Below are 16,226 nucleotides of genomic sequence, written 5' to 3' on the forward strand. Positions count from 1 at the left end.
CGGCCCCTCTTCTTCGCGGCATGCACCGAAGATAGGGTGACGAGCGAGGGAGGCCGCGATGACGGACGCCGCAGCAGCGCGCGCGAGAGTGCGTGCGCGGGCTCTCCGGCGAGTCGAGCATGCGCGGCTCGCCGCCCTCGCCGGCGCGGACAGCCGCGCGGCCACCGAGGCTCTCCTCAGCGGGCTGCGCGCGCAGGGATTCGGGCCGAGGGCGCTGGGTCGCTTCGTGTACGACGCGACCCGCCGCAGCATGCTCGAAGCCCGCAAGCGACCCGTCGCGGTCGCCGAGGCGACCGCCATCCACCTCGCGATCGGCGCGCTCGCGCACCCGCGCGGCCGCGCCTGGCTCCTCACCAGCTGGATCATGACCGTCACGCATCTCGGGATGCTCGAGCAGCGTCGCACGCTCGGCGCACCCAATCTGCTCACCGTCGCCCGGGCCGCACTGCCCGCCGCCGCGCACCGGCTCGGCGCCGCCGTGCCCGTGCTCGCCCTCGCGACCGACTTCGTCGACGGCAAGCTCGCGCGCAGCACCGGCACGGTCACCCGATTCGGCACGCAAGGCGACTACCTCGCCGACGCCGCACTGTGGACCTGGTTCACACTGCGCTACGAGACCAGCCGTGCGTGGCAGGTGGCCACCTTCGCGGCGTGGGCGATGCCCGTCGGGGCGCTCACCGTCGCGAGCTTCGCCCGGGGCGGCATGGTCGACCTGCCGCGCTCGCGCTGGATTCGCCCCGCCGCCGTCATGGAGGTGCTCATCGGGGCGCGCGTCGTCGTGCGCCTCGCGCAGAGTCGCCGCCGCTGAGTCGCCGGCGAGCGCGAGCTTCTAGGGTGGAGGCATGACCTCCGTCACGATGCTCTCCACCGACCGCCACGTGCTCGCCGAAGGGCCCGCGTGGGATACCGCGACGGCGACCGTCAGCTGGATCGACATCGAGGCCGGCCGCGTGTTCGTCGGCCGCCTCGACTCCGACGACCGGGTCGAGGTCATTCGCACCCTCGACTTCGAGAGCCACGTCGGCTGCGCCTTCCGGCTCGGCAACGCGCAGTTCCTCGTCGCCCTCGAGCGTCGTCTTGCGCTCGTCGACGCTCTCGGCAACGTCACGACCTCGCGCGAGCTGCTGCCCGAGGGGCGCCGCTTCAACGACGGCGTGATCGACCCGGCCGGGCGGCTCATCGTGGGCGGGCTCAGCATGACCGGCGACCACTCGGGCAACGTGCTGCTGCGCCTCGAGCACGACGGCGCCGTCACGACCCTCGACGATGATCTGGGCCTCTCGAACGGCCTCGGCTTCTCGCCGGATGGCGCCACGCTCTACTCGATCGACAGCACCGCGAACGTCGTCTACGCCCGCTCCTACGACTACGAGTCTGGCGACGTCGGTGCCCGTCGCGAGTTCGCGCGCATCGAGGACGCCACGCCCGATGGCCTCGCGGTCGACGCGGAGGGCGGCCTGTGGGTGGCGCTGTGGGGTGGCGGCGGAATCCGCCATCTGGATGCTCTGGGCCACCCGCACGGAGACATCGAGCTCGACGTGCCGCACGTCACGAGCCTCGCGTTCGTCGGCAGCTCGCTCAACCGGGCACTCGTGACGACCGCGAGCCGCGACCTGTCGCCGGCCGAGGTCGAGCGCCACCCCGGTGCTGGCATGCTCTTCCTCGTCGACCTGCCCGTCGCCGGCCAGCCGGCGCACCGCTGGCGCCCGGTCGCCCTGCCCCAGTAGGGCTCAGACGACCGGCTTCGGCCGCCGTGCGAACAGGATCGCGAGCACGAGCCACAGCACGGTCGTGGTGGCGATGAGCACGATGCCGAGCGCGCCGATGCCGTTCAGGCTGATGTGGATGAGGTTGAGCGCGAGATTCCACCCTCCGGCGGCAATGGCGACCCACACGCGGCGCAGTCTCGGCAGCAGCAGAACGCCGAACACGCTGACGAGCACGATGATGTTGCCCGCGATGCGCCACGGCTCGACCAGATCGGTGACCACGTGGATGACGATGTCGAACACGGTGATGAGGCCGAGCACGCTGGTCACGATGAACATGCTTCGACTCTACTGATACCGATAGCGTTGCGCGCGTGACTACCCTCGACGCGGCCTATGACCTTCTGCAGTGCCCGAGCTGCGGCGAGCCGCTCACCCCCGCCGACGGGGGAGCGGAGTGCGGCAATCGGCACCGCTTCGACCGCGCCCGCCAGGGCTACCTGAGCCTGCGCGCCGCGCACAAGGGCAAGGGCGCTCCCGCGACGGGCGACACCCCCGAGATGCTCGAGGCGCGCGAGCGGTTCCAGGCCGACGGTTTCCACGACGCGATTCTCCACGCGGTGCTCGAGGCGGTTCCCGAGGACGCGCGGGGCTGGCTCGCCGACCTCGGCGGCGGCACCGGCTGGTACGCCTCGCAGGTGCTGGATGCCCGCCCCGACCTGCGCGGCATCGTGCTCGACGCCTCCGCCCCCGCCGTGCGCGTCGCCGCGCGCGCCCACGACCGCCTGGCAGCGGTGAGCGCCGATGTGTGGACGGGCATCCCGTTGCGCGACGCGAGCGTCGCCGTGGCGCTGCGCATCTTCTCGCCAGGCTCCGCTGCCGAGGTGCGCCGCATCCTCGCCCCCGGCGGCCGCGCCGTGCTCGTCGTGCCGCACGGCGACCACCAGCGCGAGCTGCAGCACGGGCTCAAGCTTCTGCGCGTGCCCGCTGGGAAGGCGGAGGAGGTCGCGGCGAGCATCCCGGATGCCCGGCTCGTCTCCGCGCGGGAGGTGCGCAGCCGGGTCGCACTCTCGATCGAGCAGGCCCTCGACGCCGTGTTCATGGGGCCCAACGCGTTCCACCAGGACCGCGAGAAGGTGCGCGCCGTGCTCGAGGAGTGGGCCGCGCCCGTCAACGTCACGATCGCGGTCACGGTCGTGACCCTCGAGCTCGAGTAGTCCGGCCGCGCGGCGCGCGCCGCCGCCCCACGTGTCGTCGCCCCGCGCCGCCCGGCCCCGCGCCACGGCTCGCCCAGATTTGCCTCGAACTGTGCTCCACGGGCGCCACGAGCGCCCATTCGCGTCAGATCTGGCGCGAAGCGTGCGGGGGATAACCCCCGTACTGCTCGTGGGTGGGCCGGATGGCCCGTGCGAGGGCGAGTCACGAGGCTGGAGTCACCGCGCCGCACCCCGCGCCGTGGCAGTCTGACCCCAGGAGAAACCCATGACCACCGCATCCCCGACCCCCGCGCCGGCGGCCCCCGCCCCCACGGCGCCGGCCGTACCCGACAGCTGGAGCTACGGCGCCGTGTGGCGCCGGGTGCCGCGCGCTCTCGGCTACCTCGTTCCCACGTTCCTCATTGCGATCGCGGTGAGCGCGATTCTCACGTCGCTCGTCTCGGGCGCAGCAAGCCTGCTCGTCTTCGTCGTCGGCATCTTCGTGCTCTCCCTCACCCTCTTGCTGTCGCGGTACGCGGGCGCGTTCGAGATCGCTCGCCTGCGCTTCTCGGGTGAGGCGCCCATCACACCGCCCGAGTGGCAGAGCGACCCGACCGCCGTGTGGTGGAAGCGCTGGTTGCGCCCCCTCGCGAACGGCCGGTACTGGCTCGCCCTGCTGCACGGGGCCGTCATCGCGCCGATTATCGCGACGGTGAGCTTCGTCGTGCTCACCGTCTGGCTGAGCCTGACCGTCGTGGCCATCGCCGTGCCCATCGCCCTCGCGACGAGGGGGTTGCAGTTCTCGGTCGAGGGTTACACCACGGCCGACTGGGTGGTCGCCGAGGGGCGGCTGGAGAGCCTCGCGCCGGCCATCGCGGCCACCGCCATCGTGCTCGGCGTCGTCGCCCTCGTCACACTGCCCTACGTGCTTCGCGGCTTCACGTGGCTGCACGCCGCCATCGCGCGCCCGTTCCTCGGCCGCTTCAGCAACGAGCAGCTCGAGCGCCAGGTATCGAGCCTGTTCACCTCCCGGCAGGCGGCCGTCGCCGCCGAGGGCAGCGCCCTGCGCCGCATCGAGCGCGACATCCACGACGGCCCGCAGCAGCGCCTCATCCGGCTGCAGATGGACCTCGCCGCGGCCGAGCGCCGCATCGCCGAGAACCCTGAGGAGGCGCGCGGCCTCGTCGCGGATGCCCGGCGTCAGGCGCAGGACGCGCTCGACGAGTTGCGCAACCTGTCGCGTGGTTTCGCGCCGCCCCTGCTCCTCGATCGCGGACTGTTCGCCGCGCTTGAGTCGCTCGCGAGCCGCTCGAGCATCCCGGTGGCGCTCGAGTCGCAGCTCGGCGCGACCGCGAACCTGCCGGACGAGGTCGCCCGCAACGCGTACTTCGTGGCGAGCGAGCTCATCGCCAACGCTGCCAAGCACTCGCAGGCGACGCGCATCCGGCTCGCGGTGGTCGCTGCCGACGGCGCACTCACCATCACGGTGAGCGACGACGGCATGGGCGGCGCGGTCGAGCGCACGGGCCACGGCCTCGAGGGGCTGCGCGACCGCACTCACGGGCTCGGTGGCGAGCTCACGATCGACAGCCCCGAGGGCGGCCCGACCGTCGTGCGGGCGACGCTGCCGCTCGCGGGCGTGAGCGGAGCATCCGCCCCCGCCGACCGTGCCGCCGACCGCGAGCCGCGTGCCTAGGCTTGCCCCCATGCCAGCCCTTCGCGTTGCCGTCGCCGATGACTCGGTGCTGCTGCGCGAAGGGCTGGTGCGCGTGCTGCGCGACGCAGGCCTCGACGTGGTCGGTGCCTACGGCGACGCCGAGGCGCTGCTCGCCGAGGTCGCGGAGCTCGAGCTCGACGCCGTCGTGCTCGACGTGCGCATGCCGCCGACCTTCCGCGACGAAGGCGTGCGGGCGGCCCTCGAGCTGCGGAGTCGGCACCCGCGCCTCGCGATCCTGCTGCTGTCGCAGTACGTCGAGCTCACCTATGCGCACGAGCTGCTCGCCGCCGGCAGTGCAGGGCTCGGCTATCTGCTCAAAGACCGCGTCGTCAGCCTCGACGATGTGCGGGATGCCCTGCACCGCATCGTCGCAGGCGGCACCGTACTCGACCCCGAGGTGGTGAGTCAGCTCATGGCACGACGGCATGACCCGCTCGAGGCGCTCACACCGCGTGAGCGCGACGTGCTCGAGCTCATGGCGCAGGGCCGCACGAATACCGCGATCGCGCAGGCCCTGCACATCGGGGTCGGCGCCGTCGAGAAGAACGTGTCGGCGATCTTCGCCAAGCTCGGGCTCGACGACACGGGGGAGGACCACCGCCGCGTGCTCGCCGTCGTCGCCTACCTGCAGAACGGCGCATAGCGCGCACGCGCACGGCGCACGCGCGCGGCGCACGCGCACGGCGCACGCGCGCGCACCGCGCACCGCGCACGCCCGCCGCGCGGCCCGCGCCGCACAGGTACACGCGCGCGCCGCGCAGCCCAGACTTGCCCCAAAGTGGGTTGAACGACGGCGCCGAGCGCCCCTTTGCGCCAGATCTGGCACAAAGGGGCGCCTCGCGCTGGGCGCTCGGCGCCGCGCGCCGCGCGCCGCGGGCGCGGGCTAGTAGCGGGCGAGCACCTCGGCGTCGCGCGCGTGCGTGATGGCGCGGCGGGCGGCGTCGAGCGCCTCGACGGGGTCGGTCGAGCGCTCGGCGAGGGCGAGCTCCTCCTCCGCCTCGGCGAGGCGCGCGCGAGCACCCGCGCTGCCTCCGCGGCCGAGTGCGGCGCGCGCGGCGGCGAGCTGACTCTGCGCTGACACGCGCGCCCCTGCGTAGGCCTCGCGCGCGTGGGCGAGCCGCTGCGCCTGAGTGCGGCTCGCGGCGAGGGCGACCTCGAGCTGATCCATCGCCGCGCGGATGCGGTCGAGTGCCGGAACGGGATGCCTCGCCTCGTCCGCCCCGGTGGCCACGATCGCGGCGTCGATCCCGGCGACGGCGGACGTGATGGCGGCTGCTGTGCCGGCGTCCGGTGCGTCGTCGAGGTCGGCGAGGGCCTCGGTGCGGGCCGTGCGGGCGTCGGCGCGCAACGCCTCGAGCGCGGCGAGCGCGTCATCCAGTCGCGCGGCGGTGCTCGGCACGAGGTCGAGCAGCTGGTGCGCCTCGTGGGCGAGTCGCTCGGCGTCGGCGAGCAGCGGGCCGACGGCGCTCGCCGCGGCCACCGCGAGTTCGGCGCTCGCCTCGGCGGCGAGGGCATCGGCGCGGTCGAGAAGAGCCGCGGCCCGCTCGGGCGCCGTCGATGCCGCGCCGAGCGCCGCCTCGGCGAAGAGCTCGCGCAGGGCATCCCGCTCGAGGGCGCGCTCGCGCGCCGCATCCCGCAGCGCCCTCACCCGCTCGGACAGCCCGTGAGCACGGGCCTCGGCGCCGCTCTCGACCGTGCGGCGATCTCGGAAGCGCGCCGCCTCGGCATCGAGGGTGCTCTCGATGCGGTCGGCGAGCATGACGATGCGGTCGGCGCGCTCGCGGTGGCGCAGTCGGGCTCCCGGCTCGTCTTCGAGCATGCGGTGCAGGCGGAAGAGCTCGGCGCGGTCCTCGCGCGCCCGCGACAGGGCGGCGCGATAGTCGGCCGTCTCGCGCTCACCGAACTGGGCGAGCGCGAAGTCGATGTCGGTCGCGGCCGCATCCACGCGGTCGTCTGCGCGGACGAGCGCCGACCCTGCGCGGCGACGCACGACATCGATGGCTGCCTGCGGCCGGGCGCGCCGCCGTGAGACGACGATGATGCCGGCCACGAACACGGCCGCGACGACGACGAGCACGGTGCCGACGCCGGTGACGATGATCGACACGAGGCCGTCGAAGAGCTCCACGGTGGCGAGTCTACGGTTGCGGCCGATTCGACGGCAGACCGCCCGGAATCCCCAGTATTTCGCGGCGACGGTCATAGGGTGACGGCGTGTGGCGTGCCGACAGTTACGACGATCATGAGATCGACGAGCCTGCGACCGTGAACGGCGGTCCGCAGCCTTCGTCGATCAGCGTCGGCGACCCCCGCGTGCTGCCTATGAATGTCGCGGCACCGACGTGGGAGCGCTGGCGCGCCGACCTCGCCGCGCTCGGCGGACGCAGCACGCTGCTGCACTTCGAGGACGACCCGCGCGGCCGCATCGAGCTCGGCACGAGCCACCCCGGCGGCCTCGCCCGCTTCATCGCGGGCAGCCCCACACTGTTGAGCAACCTCGTGCGTGACGACGTGGCCCTGCGCTCGGCGCGCATCGCGGCCGAGCGCATCGTCGACAAGGGCCTCGAGCTCTCGAGCGTGCGCGGCATCGACGCGATCGCCCTCGGCATCGGCATGGTCGCCTGGAGCTACGACGGCATCGACCACCGTGCGCCCCTGCTGCTGCGCCCCCTCGCCCTGCGGCGTCGCGGGCGCGACGTCGAGCTCACCCTGCGCGGTCGGGTGCGCCTCAACCCCGCCCTCGTGCGCACGCTGGCCGAGCAGTTCGCGTTGCACCTCGACGAGGCGGCGTTCGTCGCGCTCGCCCACGACGGCGACGCCTTCAAGCCGAACCCGCCGCTCGACCGCCTGCGCGGCCTCACCGCGCACCTCGACGGCTTCACCATCACGCCGCGCCTCGTGGTCTCCACCTTCGCCGAAGTGGGTGCGCCGATGGCGGCGGATGCGCACGAGCTCGGGCATCCCATCCTCGACGCGGCCGCCGGCAATACGAGCGCGCGCTGGGCCGTGCAGGAGGGCGGTGAGCCCGTCGTGCCGGTTCCCGCCGACGAGCGGCCGCCCGAGACCGACCTGCTGCTTCTCGATGCCGACGCCGAGCAGGAGCAGGTCATCGCGACCATCGCCTCGGGTGCCTCGCTCGTCGTCAAGACGCTCCCCGGCACCGGCAGCACGCAGACCGTCGTCAACGCCCTCGGCGCCCTCGTCGCCCAGAACAAGCGTGTGCTCGTCGTGAGCCCGCGCCGCGCGAGCCTGCGCAGCATCTCGCAACGCTTCGCCGACATCGGCCTGCCCGGCATCACGGCGACCGCGCCGACGCTGCGCCGCGACCTGATCCGCGCGATCGGTCGCAACGAGAAGGCGAAGCGCCCCCGTGTCGTCGAGGTCGACGAAGCCCTCGTTCGGCTCCGCGGCGTGCTGCTCGACTACCGCGAGGCTCTCGCCCGCCCCGACTCGGTGCTCGGCATCAGCGTGCTCGACTGCGTCACCGAGCTCAGTCGGCTCGCGCTCCTGCCCACGCCGCCTTCCACGCGAGCGCGCCTCAGCAGGCAGGCCGTCGAACTGCTCGCGACCGATCGCCGCCCCGCGGCCGAGGCCATGGTGCAGGCCGCCGAGCTCGGGCAGTTCAGCTACGGCCCCGGTGACTCGCCCTGGTACGGCGCGCGGTTCTCGAAGGCGGAGGACGCGACGCGCGCCCAGGAGCGCGCCCGCCGCCTGCACGCCGACCTCCTGCCGCGCCTCGTCGAGCGCGGTCGCGCGCTGATCGCCTCCACGCCGCTGCGCCCGTTCGAGACGCTCGCCGAGCTCGGTGTGTACCTGCGGCTCCTCACCGACATCCGCGACACCCTCGACCGGTTCCAGCCGGCCGTCTTCGACCGCTCGCTCAGCGAGCTCATCGCGGCGACCGCTCCGCGACGAGAGGGCTCGACGATGCCCGCCGCGACGCGCCGCCGCCTGAAGGGCCTCGCCAAGGAGTACCTGCGGCCGGGCGTGCACGTGGGCGATCTGCACGACGCGCTCACGCGCATCCAGCAGCAGCGCGTGCTGTGGCAGCGCTTCGTTCCCGCCGGTCTCACCCCGACGGTGCCGGTGGGCATCGCGGACGTGCACCACGCCTACCAGCAGGTCGAGCAGGATCTCGAGGAGCTGGATGCTCCGCTCGGGCACGACAGCCGCGACCGGTCGCTCGTGCATCGACCCCTGGCCGAGCTGCACGCCCTGCTCGAGGGCCTCGCGGCCGAGAGCGACGTGCTCGCCAACCTGCAGGAGCGCACCGAGCTGCTGCGCCTGCTCGAGGGCTGGGATGTTCAGCCGCTGCTCGCCGACCTCGCCGAGCGCCACGTGCCGCAGTCGCAGGTCGCCGCCGAGCTCGAGCTCGCGTGGTGGCGCTCCGCTCTCGACAGCCTGCTGCAGCAGGACCGCGCGCTGCTCGGTGCCGACACGGCAGTGCTCGACCGGCTCGAGGCCGACTTCCGCCTCGTCGACGAGGCGCACGCCGCCGGCAGCGCCTCGCTGCTCGGCTGGCAGCTCGCGGAGAACTGGTCGATCGGCATCACCGACTGGCCGGAGGAGGCCGACGCCCTGCGGGCCCGGCTGAAGAGCGGCTCGATCACGCCGCACGAGCTCCAGCACGAGGCTCCCCATCTGTCCCGCCCGATCGCGCCCGTGTGGCTCGCCTCGCCGTACGACGTGCACGAGATTAGCGACGAGATTCCCTTCGACACGGTCATCGTGCTCGACGCGGGTGCCGTGACGGTGCCCGAGGTTGCCGGCGCTGTGCGCCGCGGCCGGCAGGTGGTCGCCGTGGGCGACCCCGTCACCCAGACCCCCGCACCGTTCTCGGTGGCCGTGGACGCTGCGGCTCCCGCAGCCGGCCGCGATGCGGCCGGGGCCTCGAGCGCCGATGAGGATGCCCGGCACGCCTCCTCCGCCCTCTTCCAGCTCGCCGACCTCCTGCCGGTGCAGTCGCTCACGCGCTCGTACCGCGCCGGCGGCGAGGACCTCGCCGAGCTCGTCAACCGCCGCTTCTACGCTGGTCGCATCGACTCGCTTCCCTGGGCCGGCTCGTTCCTCGGGCATCCGTCGATCGCCGTCGACTACCTCGATGAGGGGCACGGTATGCCCGACGATGAGACGGGCGCGATCGAGAGCGTCGACGCGGAGGTGAAGCGCGTCGTCTCCCTCGTGCTCGAGCACGCCACCGCGCGCCCCGCCGAGTCGCTCATGGTCATCACCGCGAGTCATCGGCACGCCGCGCGCGTGCAGGACGCCGTGCTCGAGGCGATCGGTACCCGACCCGACCTGCAGGAGTTCGTGCTCGGCGACCGGGCGGAGCCGTTCGGCGTGCTCACGATCGAGCAGGCCGTCGCCCAGTCGCGCGACCGTGTCATCTTCTCCATCGGCTACGGTCGCACCCCGCACGGTCGCGTTCTCAGCGAGATTGGCGCGCTCGGCCGCCCGGGCGGCGACCGCCTGCTCGCCGTCGCCATGACGCGCGCTCGCCGCTTCGTGCGCATCGTCAGCTGCTTGCGCGCGGGCGACCTCGACGACGACCGGCTGTCGCACGGGGCTCGCGCTCTCGGCGATCTGCTCGCCGACATCGAGGCGCGGCGTTCCGCGGTCGAGCTGCAGGACGACAGCGACCCGATGCTCATCGACCTCGCTCGGCGCCTCGAGGCTCGCGGGCTCAAGACCGCGCTGGGGCACCGCGGCAAGCTCAGCCTCGTCGCGAGCCGCGGCGGCTACTGCATCGCGATCGAGACCGACGCGTCGCTCGCGGGCACGAGCCTTCGCGAGTCTCTGCGCCTCCGCCCCGACCTGCTGCGGCGCCTCGGCTGGCATTACGCGCGCGTGCACGTCTTCGAACTGTTCAGCGATCCGGACGGCGTCGCCGACCGCATCGTCGCCATGGCCGGCAAGGCTCTCGCACCCGAGACGCCGCGCCCGCGCCCCGCGGTCACCTGAGCCGAGCATCCCGCCCCGTCAACCCGAGGTGGGTAGCCTGGGCGCATGAGCGATGAGGATGCGCAGGGCCGGTTCAGTGCGGCCCGTCGCGCTCGCCGGAGGGTCACCACCCCGCCCCCGCCGGGGTCGGATCCGGCTCCGAGCTCTGACCCGCACGGCGCCGAACCCGCGCGCAACCGAGGCACCGAGAACGACGAGCGGCTCACGGCCGACAAGCCGCCCCACTACTGAGTGGACTCAGGCCTCGCGCTTGGTCAGCAGGTCGCGAATCTCGGTGAGCACATCGAGCTCGGTCGGCGGCGCGTCGGCCGACACCGGAGGCTCGCCCGCCTTGCGGCGCTCCTCCGCGCGCTTCTTGAGCGTGTTGATCGGCAGCACGAGCGCGAAGTAGACGACGAACGCGACGACGATGAAGTTGATGAGAGCCCCGATGACGGCGCCGAAGTACATGGTCGCCTCGCCACCGGAGACGGTCGGGATCACGACCGGGAGGGCCGTGGCCAGCGTCTCGGCAGAGAAGAGCGCGCTGATCGCGGGGTTGATGACCGAGCCGACGATCGCCTGCACGACGGCAGTGAACGCGGCCCCGATGACGACCGCCACGGCGAGCTCGACGACGTTGCCGCGCAGGATGAATTCTTTGAAGCCCTTGAGCATGGGTGCCTCCTCAGCCGATGATGCGGTTCGTGATGGTCGTGATTAGCTCGCGGCGGCGGTCGACGTCGAGGTGCTGGAGCCGGAGCTGGTCGTCTCCTTCTTCGCCGGGGTCGATGAGGAGCTCGACTCCTTCGTGCCGGAGCCGGAACCCGACGACCCGGAATCCTTCGACCCTGAATCCTTCGAGCCTGAGCCACCGCCCGAGCTCGATCGCTCCGCCGCCCGGCTGTCGGTGCGGTAGAAGCCCGAGCCGTTGAAGGTCACGCCGATGGACGAGAACACCTTGCGCAGTCGCCCTTCGCAGGTCGGGCACTCGGTGAGGGAGTCGTCGGTGAACGCCTGCTGAATGTCGAACGCGGTCGAGCATTCCGTGCAGCGGTAGGAATAGGTGGGCATGTGAACCTCCGCCGACAAGGATACGTCGGCTCAGAAGCGCTGGATGCCGCCCGGAGTCACGACGCCGTCGACGGGCTGGTCGTGCTTCTCGCGCGGCAGCTCGTCGACGAGCTCGTCGTCGAACAGCACCGCGAAGACCGGCGGGCGCCGATCCATCGACCCGAGGGTCTTGTCGAAGTACCCGCGCCCCCATCCCATGCGCATGCCCGTGCGGTCGACCGCGGCGGCCGGCACGAGGATCAGCCCGACGTCGTTGATCGCGATGGGTGCCACGATGTCGCTCGTGGGCACGGGCATCCCGATTACGTCGCTGCCCTCGTCGCTCGCGTCGTAGGGGGCCCAGTCGAGGAGGCCGTCGTCGCGGGAGATCGGCAGCAGCACGTCGAGGCCCTGCTCGGCGGTCCACGCCAGAAACGGGCGGGTCTCGGGCTCGTCGGGGGTCGAGAGGTAGCACGCGAGGGTTCGGGGGCCGAGCGCCGAGGTGAGGGCGATGAGCTGGCGGGTGAGCTCGACCGAGGCCGCGTCGCGCTCCGCCGAGGGGCGAATCCGCCGCCGTTCGCGCAACTCGGCGCGCAGTGCGCGCTTGGCACCTGCGGGTTCGCTGATCATACGCACCATGCTAGGCGCCCTCCCCCGATACGCTGAGGCCATGTCGCTCACGAAAGCCGTCATTCCCGCCGCGGGCCTGGGCACGCGATTCCTCCCCGCGACCAAGGCGATGCCGAAGGAGATGATGCCCGTCGTCGACAAGCCGGCCATCCAGTACGTCGTGGAGGAGGCTGTGCACGCGGGCCTCACCGATGTGCTCATGATCACCGGTCGCAACAAGAACGCTCTCGAGAACCACTTCGACCGGGTGACCGAGCTCGAGAACACGCTGCAGATCAAGGGCGACCAGGAGAGGCTTGCCAAGGTCATGCACTCCACGAACCTCGCCGACATGCACTTCGTGCGGCAGGGCGACCCGAAGGGACTCGGGCACGCGGTGCTGCGCGCGAAGATGCACGTCGGGCACGAGCCGTTCGCCGTGCTCCTCGGTGACGACCTCATCGACGAGCGCGACCCGCTGCTCGAGCGCATGATCGAGGTGCACGAGGAGCGCAACGCGACGATCGTGGCCCTGCTGGAGGTCGAGCCCGACCAAGCGCACCTGTACGGCGTGGCGACGGTCGAGCCGACCGACACCGACGACGTGGTGCGCATCACGGGCCTCGTCGAGAAGCCTGCCCCCGGCACGGCGCCCTCCAACCTGGCGATCATCGGCCGCTACGTGCTGCGCCCCGAGATCTTCGGCATTCTCGAGAACACGCCGCCGGGCAAGGGCGACGAGATTCAGCTGACGGATGCCCTGCTTGAGCTCGCCGGCAATGTCGAGCACGGCGGCGTCTACGGCGTGGTGTTCCGTGGTCGCCGGTACGACACGGGCGACCGGCTCGACTACATCAAGGCGATCGTGCAGCTCGCCTCCGAGCGCGACGACCTCGGCCCGGAGCTTCGGCCGTGGCTCGTCGAGTTCGCCGACACTCTGCGCTGACGAGACCCTGCGCTGACCGGACCCCGCAGCCCCTCACCGACCGACCTCGAGGCGATGTGAACGCGATCCCCACCCTGCGCGACGGGGTCACCGTGCTGCGCCCGATCCGCGTGCGAGATGCCCGCGCGCTCGAGCGCGAGCTCATCGAGAGCCGGACGTGGCTGCGCCCGTGGGAGGCGACGAGCCCCGTCGCCCCGATGTCGTGGGACACCAAGGGCAGCATCCGCAGTCTCCTCGTGGCGGCGCGCTCCGGGCAGGGCCTGCCGTTCATCATCGAGACGGAGGGCCGGCTGGCTGGCCAGCTGAACGTGTCGGGCATGAGCTACGGCTCGCTCGCGTCGGCGACGATCGGCTACTGGGTGGGGGAGCGGTTCGCGGGTCGCGGTCTCACGCCGACGGCGGTGGCCCTCGCGACCGACCACGTCTTCTTCACTGTCGGGCTGCACCGCATGGAGATCTGCATCCGGCCCGAGAACGCGGCGAGCCTGCGCGTCGTCGAGAAGCTCGGCTTCCGCTACGAGGGGCTGCGGCGGCGCTACATCCACATCAACAACGATTGGCGCGACCACTTCTGCTTCGCGCTCACCGTCGAGGAGGTGCCTACGGGGGTGCTGCAGCGCTGGCGCGCCGGCCGCGTGCCCGCGGGGGCGGCGACCGTGCCCGAGACGGACGTCATCGCGGCGCGGCGGGGGCTCCCGCTGCCGTGACGGCACCGCTCTTCGTGCCGCGCGCGGTGCCCGAGGATCTGGCACCGTTCGTGCAGGCGCTCTGGTACCTCCACGCGGCGCCGCAGCGCCGCTTCGAGAAGATCCTTCCCAGCCCCCGCGCGCACCTCATCGTCAACCTCTCCGACCCCTATCGTCAGCTGGCGCGCGGTGCGACGACGACGGGCGTCGAGCTCGCGGGGCCGTTCTTCGCGGGAGTGCAGACCCAGTACCTGGTGAATGAGAATCCGACCGACCTGCGGATGCTCGTGGCCCAGTTCACCGCCGACGGTGCGGGCCTCTTCGCCCGCGCGCAGCCAGCTGAGCTCGTCGACGCCGTGCTGCCGGCCGAGCCGCTCGTGCCGGGTGTCGACGCGCTCGCTGCGCGGGGCCGGCTGAGCGACGACCCGGAGGGCCTGCTCGACGACCTCGTGGGTCTCCTCGACGCAGCGCGGCACGGCCCCGACCCCGACCCGGTGGTCACGCGTGTGCGCGTGGCGCTCGAGTGCGATCGACCCGCGTCGATCGCCGGGCTCGCGGCGGCGGAGGGACTGAGCCCGCGTGCCCTGAGCGCGCGCTTCTCGCGGGTGTGCGGAGTCACACCGAAGCGCTTCGCCGACGTGGCCCGGTTCGACGCCCTCCTCACCTCGCTCGCCTCGCGCGATCCGTTGCCGAGCTGGGCCGAGCTCGTCGCCGAGTACGGCTACTACGACCAGCCCCACATCACGCGCGCCTTCACGCGGTTCGCGGGCTCGCCGCCGGCGCGGTTCCTGCACGACCTGGGCGAGTTCGGCCTCGAGTACGCCACCTTCGTGCCGCTCGACCATCCCGCGCACCGGTAATTCCGTACAAGACGAACCCGCTTCGCTCTCACTAGAGTCATCGCCGAGCCCCTCGGGGCGCGTGCGTGAAGGAGGAGTCATGGAAGCAGCGGTCAATGTGTGGGGAATCCTGCTCGCCGCCGTGTCGATGTTCGTCGTGGGCGGGCTGTGGTTCGGGCTGCTCTTCGCGCGACCGTGGCAGCGTGTAGCGGGAGTGAGCGACGATCAGCTGGGTCGGGGCGCCCCGCTCGTCTTCGGCGGCTCGTTCGTGCTGTCGCTCGTCGCGGCGACAAGCCTCGCCTTCCTCATCGGTTCTGCGGGGCCGCTCTTCGGCACGATCGCCGGTCTCGTCACCGGCGCGACCCTCGTGTCGACGCTGCTCGGCGTCGTGTACCTGTTCGAGCGCCGCCCCTTCCGGCACTTCGCGATCAACGCCGGATACGCGATCGTCGCGTTCACCGCGATGGGCGCCATCGTGGGCGCGCTGCAGGCCGGGTAGGCGGGGTGCGTCCGGCGGACACGCGCTGAGCATCCCGCCCGGAGGCGCGCGGCAGACGTACCGTTGCGGCGTGGACACTTCGGGCGGCGGCACAGCGATCCTCATCGCGCTCGCTGCAGGACTGTGGCTGCTCTACCTCGTGCCCATGTGGCGCCGCCGCAGCGAGTACCTAGCGACCGAGCGCAACGCCGTGCGCCTGCAGCAGACCCTGCGCATCATGGCGCAGACGACCGAGCTGCCGGAGGCCGTGCGCGCGGAGATGACGGCGCGCGAGATCGCCGCGCAGGAGCGCTCGCTCGCCGCGCGGCAACGTGAGCAGCTCGCCATCGAGCGCGCGCGCGAGGCTGCCCGGCAGCGTGCCCTGCGGGCTCAGCTCGCCTCGACCGCTCCCGGTCTCGTCGCCGAAGTGGACGCCTCCCGTCTCGGTCAGCGCCGCCTGCGCCGCTCGCGCGCCGGGACGAGCCTGCTGACCCTTGCCGCTCTCGTCGGTGTGGGCGTCTCCGTCGCGTTCGGCGCGTGGGCGTGGACGGGCCTGGCCGGCTTCGTCGCCCTGAGCGGCATGCTCTTGCTGCGCGGCCTCGCCCGCGCGAGCCGCCGTCGCACCGCCGCGGTCGCCCCGGCCGCACCCCGGTTCGTTGACTACGCGCCAGCCGCGCCGGCCGCCGGGCGTCAGGCGCCGCGCGAGCGCGCATGGACCCCCGTGCCGCTTCCGCGCCCCACCTACCTCGACGCGCCCTCGGCTCCGGCGGCGGTGCGGGATGCTCAGCCCACGATCGACCACGCCGCCGTCCTCGCGGCCGCCGCCGCGGAGGCCGAGCGGGCTCAGCGCCTCGCGCAGCCTCCCGCCGCGCCGACCGAGGCGCCGGGCCCAACAGTTCGCGAGGCTCCCGCCGCGCGCGTCTCCCGTGCAGAGGCCGACGCGGAGCGTGGCGACTCGCGGTTCGCGCGCATGGGCATCGTCGACGGGCTGCCGACGCGGGCGCCCGACCTCGACGAGGTTCTGCAGCGCCGTCGCGCCGCCGGCTGAGGAGA

17 protein-coding genes are annotated in these 16,226 nt (G+C 72.6%); 12 read left to right on the top strand and 5 right to left on the bottom strand.

What is annotated here, in order from left to right; genetic code table 11:
• Positions 1 to 58 precede the first annotated feature (58 nt).
• Both HUJ41_RS02075 and HUJ41_RS02080 read left to right on the top strand, forming a co-directional pair.
• Positions 59 to 808, top strand: a complete 750-nt coding sequence (locus HUJ41_RS02075; RefSeq protein ID WP_179873143.1) for a CDP-alcohol phosphatidyltransferase family protein — start codon at positions 59 to 61, stop codon at positions 806 to 808.
• A 34-nt stretch (positions 809 to 842) separates the two neighbouring features.
• A complete protein-coding gene (locus tag HUJ41_RS02080) occupies positions 843 to 1,727 on the top strand; it encodes an SMP-30/gluconolactonase/LRE family protein (RefSeq protein ID WP_179873144.1) in 885 nt (294 codons plus the stop codon).
• Positions 1,728 to 1,730: 3 nt separating this feature from the next.
• Here the strand turns inward: HUJ41_RS02080 and HUJ41_RS02085 are convergent, their stop codons facing one another.
• Complete coding sequence (locus HUJ41_RS02085; protein WP_179873145.1) at positions 1,731 to 2,048, bottom strand: hypothetical protein; 318 nt, start codon at positions 2,046 to 2,048, stop codon at positions 1,731 to 1,733.
• A gap of 35 nt (positions 2,049 to 2,083) precedes the next feature.
• Here HUJ41_RS02085 and HUJ41_RS02090 point away from each other — a divergent pair, with 35 nt between their 5' ends.
• The 3 genes from HUJ41_RS02090 to HUJ41_RS02100 all read left to right on the top strand — a co-directional run bounded on the left by HUJ41_RS02090 (position 2,084) and on the right by HUJ41_RS02100 (position 5,265).
• Positions 2,084 to 2,926, top strand: a complete 843-nt coding sequence (locus tag HUJ41_RS02090) for a putative RNA methyltransferase (RefSeq protein ID WP_179873146.1) — start codon at positions 2,084 to 2,086, stop codon at positions 2,924 to 2,926.
• A gap of 265 nt (positions 2,927 to 3,191) precedes the next feature.
• Positions 3,192 to 4,601, top strand: coding sequence for a sensor histidine kinase (locus HUJ41_RS02095; RefSeq protein WP_179873147.1), 1,410 nt, complete (start codon positions 3,192 to 3,194; stop codon positions 4,599 to 4,601).
• Between the two features lie 10 nt (positions 4,602 to 4,611).
• Positions 4,612 to 5,265 carry a response regulator transcription factor gene (locus HUJ41_RS02100; protein ID WP_179873148.1) on the top strand — a complete coding sequence of 218 codons (654 nt, stop codon included), beginning with the start codon at positions 4,612 to 4,614 and terminating at the stop codon, positions 5,263 to 5,265.
• Between the two features lie 240 nt (positions 5,266 to 5,505).
• Here HUJ41_RS02100 and HUJ41_RS02105 read toward each other — a convergent pair whose 3' ends face one another.
• Positions 5,506 to 6,750 (bottom strand): hypothetical protein, encoded by a 1,245-nt coding sequence (locus HUJ41_RS02105; protein WP_179873149.1) that lies wholly within the window; start codon positions 6,748 to 6,750, stop codon positions 5,506 to 5,508.
• A gap of 86 nt (positions 6,751 to 6,836) precedes the next feature.
• Between HUJ41_RS02105 and HUJ41_RS02110 the strand changes: the two genes are divergently transcribed.
• Positions 6,837 to 10,583 (top strand): DEAD/DEAH box helicase, encoded by a 3,747-nt coding sequence (locus HUJ41_RS02110; protein WP_431356473.1) that lies wholly within the window; start codon positions 6,837 to 6,839, stop codon positions 10,581 to 10,583.
• 45 nt (positions 10,584 to 10,628) lie between these two features.
• A complete protein-coding gene (locus HUJ41_RS02115) occupies positions 10,629 to 10,814 on the top strand; it encodes a hypothetical protein (protein ID WP_179873150.1) in 186 nt (61 codons plus the stop codon).
• Positions 10,815 to 10,820: 6 nt separating this feature from the next.
• Here the strand turns inward: HUJ41_RS02115 and mscL are convergent, their stop codons facing one another.
• Genes mscL through HUJ41_RS02130 form a run of 3 tightly spaced genes read right to left on the bottom strand, consistent with a single transcriptional unit; the run spans position 10,821 to position 12,245 of the window.
• Positions 10,821 to 11,240, bottom strand: a complete 420-nt coding sequence (gene mscL, locus HUJ41_RS02120) for a large conductance mechanosensitive channel protein MscL (RefSeq protein ID WP_179873151.1) — start codon at positions 11,238 to 11,240, stop codon at positions 10,821 to 10,823.
• Positions 11,241 to 11,282: 42 nt separating this feature from the next.
• Positions 11,283 to 11,636: an FmdB family zinc ribbon protein gene (locus tag HUJ41_RS02125; protein ID WP_179873152.1), complete on the bottom strand. Its 354-nt coding sequence runs from the start codon at positions 11,634 to 11,636 to the stop codon at positions 11,283 to 11,285.
• A 30-nt stretch (positions 11,637 to 11,666) separates the two neighbouring features.
• Entirely contained in the window at positions 11,667 to 12,245 is a 579-nt protein-coding gene (locus HUJ41_RS02130) for a 5-formyltetrahydrofolate cyclo-ligase (RefSeq protein ID WP_179873153.1), read from the bottom strand.
• Between the two features lie 40 nt (positions 12,246 to 12,285).
• Between HUJ41_RS02130 and galU the strand changes: the two genes are divergently transcribed.
• The 5 genes from galU (at position 12,286) to HUJ41_RS02155 (ending at position 16,221) form a co-directional block, all read left to right on the top strand.
• Positions 12,286 to 13,170 carry a UTP--glucose-1-phosphate uridylyltransferase GalU gene (gene galU / locus HUJ41_RS02135; protein WP_179873154.1) on the top strand — a complete coding sequence of 295 codons (885 nt, stop codon included), beginning with the start codon at positions 12,286 to 12,288 and terminating at the stop codon, positions 13,168 to 13,170.
• Between the two features lie 56 nt (positions 13,171 to 13,226).
• Positions 13,227 to 13,877, top strand: coding sequence for a GNAT family N-acetyltransferase (locus HUJ41_RS02140; protein WP_224744532.1), 651 nt, complete (start codon positions 13,227 to 13,229; stop codon positions 13,875 to 13,877).
• The gene (locus HUJ41_RS02145; protein WP_179873155.1) at positions 13,874 to 14,716 is read left to right on the top strand and encodes an AraC family transcriptional regulator; all 843 of its coding nucleotides are present in this window, start codon (positions 13,874 to 13,876) and stop codon (positions 14,714 to 14,716) included. Before HUJ41_RS02140 ends, HUJ41_RS02145 begins: the two co-directional genes overlap by 4 nt.
• A 79-nt stretch (positions 14,717 to 14,795) precedes the next feature.
• Complete coding sequence (locus HUJ41_RS02150) at positions 14,796 to 15,194, top strand: DUF1761 domain-containing protein (RefSeq protein ID WP_179873156.1); 399 nt, start codon at positions 14,796 to 14,798, stop codon at positions 15,192 to 15,194.
• A gap of 70 nt (positions 15,195 to 15,264) precedes the next feature.
• Positions 15,265 to 16,221 (top strand): hypothetical protein, encoded by a 957-nt coding sequence (locus HUJ41_RS02155; protein ID WP_179873157.1) that lies wholly within the window; start codon positions 15,265 to 15,267, stop codon positions 16,219 to 16,221.
• Positions 16,222 to 16,226: the final 5 nt, after the last annotated feature.

Origin of the sequence: Microcella indica (genome assembly GCF_013414345.1) — a bacterium.
Classification (GTDB): Bacteria; Actinomycetota; Actinomycetes; order Actinomycetales; family Microbacteriaceae; genus Microcella; species Microcella indica.

What these genes read in the sequence shown, in the direction of transcription:
- HUJ41_RS02075 (WP_179873143.1), top strand. Translation starts at nt 59, where the DNA reads ATGACGGACGCCGCAGCAGCGCGCGCGAGAGTGCGTGCGCGGGCTCTC.
- HUJ41_RS02080 (WP_179873144.1), top strand. Translation starts at nt 843, where the DNA reads ATGACCTCCGTCACGATGCTCTCCACCGACCGCCACGTGCTCGCCGAA.
- HUJ41_RS02085 (WP_179873145.1), bottom strand. Translation starts at nt 2,048, where the DNA reads ATGTTCATCGTGACCAGCGTGCTCGGCCTCATCACCGTGTTCGACATC.
- HUJ41_RS02095 (WP_179873147.1), top strand. Translation starts at nt 3,192, where the DNA reads ATGACCACCGCATCCCCGACCCCCGCGCCGGCGGCCCCCGCCCCCACG.
- HUJ41_RS02100 (WP_179873148.1), top strand. Translation starts at nt 4,612, where the DNA reads ATGCCAGCCCTTCGCGTTGCCGTCGCCGATGACTCGGTGCTGCTGCGC.
- HUJ41_RS02115 (WP_179873150.1), top strand. Translation starts at nt 10,629, where the DNA reads ATGAGCGATGAGGATGCGCAGGGCCGGTTCAGTGCGGCCCGTCGCGCT.
- mscL (WP_179873151.1), bottom strand. Translation starts at nt 11,240, where the DNA reads ATGCTCAAGGGCTTCAAAGAATTCATCCTGCGCGGCAACGTCGTCGAG.
- HUJ41_RS02125 (WP_179873152.1), bottom strand. Translation starts at nt 11,636, where the DNA reads ATGCCCACCTATTCCTACCGCTGCACGGAATGCTCGACCGCGTTCGAC.
- HUJ41_RS02130 (WP_179873153.1), bottom strand. Translation starts at nt 12,245, where the DNA reads ATGATCAGCGAACCCGCAGGTGCCAAGCGCGCACTGCGCGCCGAGTTG.
- galU (WP_179873154.1), top strand. Translation starts at nt 12,286, where the DNA reads ATGTCGCTCACGAAAGCCGTCATTCCCGCCGCGGGCCTGGGCACGCGA.
- HUJ41_RS02150 (WP_179873156.1), top strand. Translation starts at nt 14,796, where the DNA reads ATGGAAGCAGCGGTCAATGTGTGGGGAATCCTGCTCGCCGCCGTGTCG.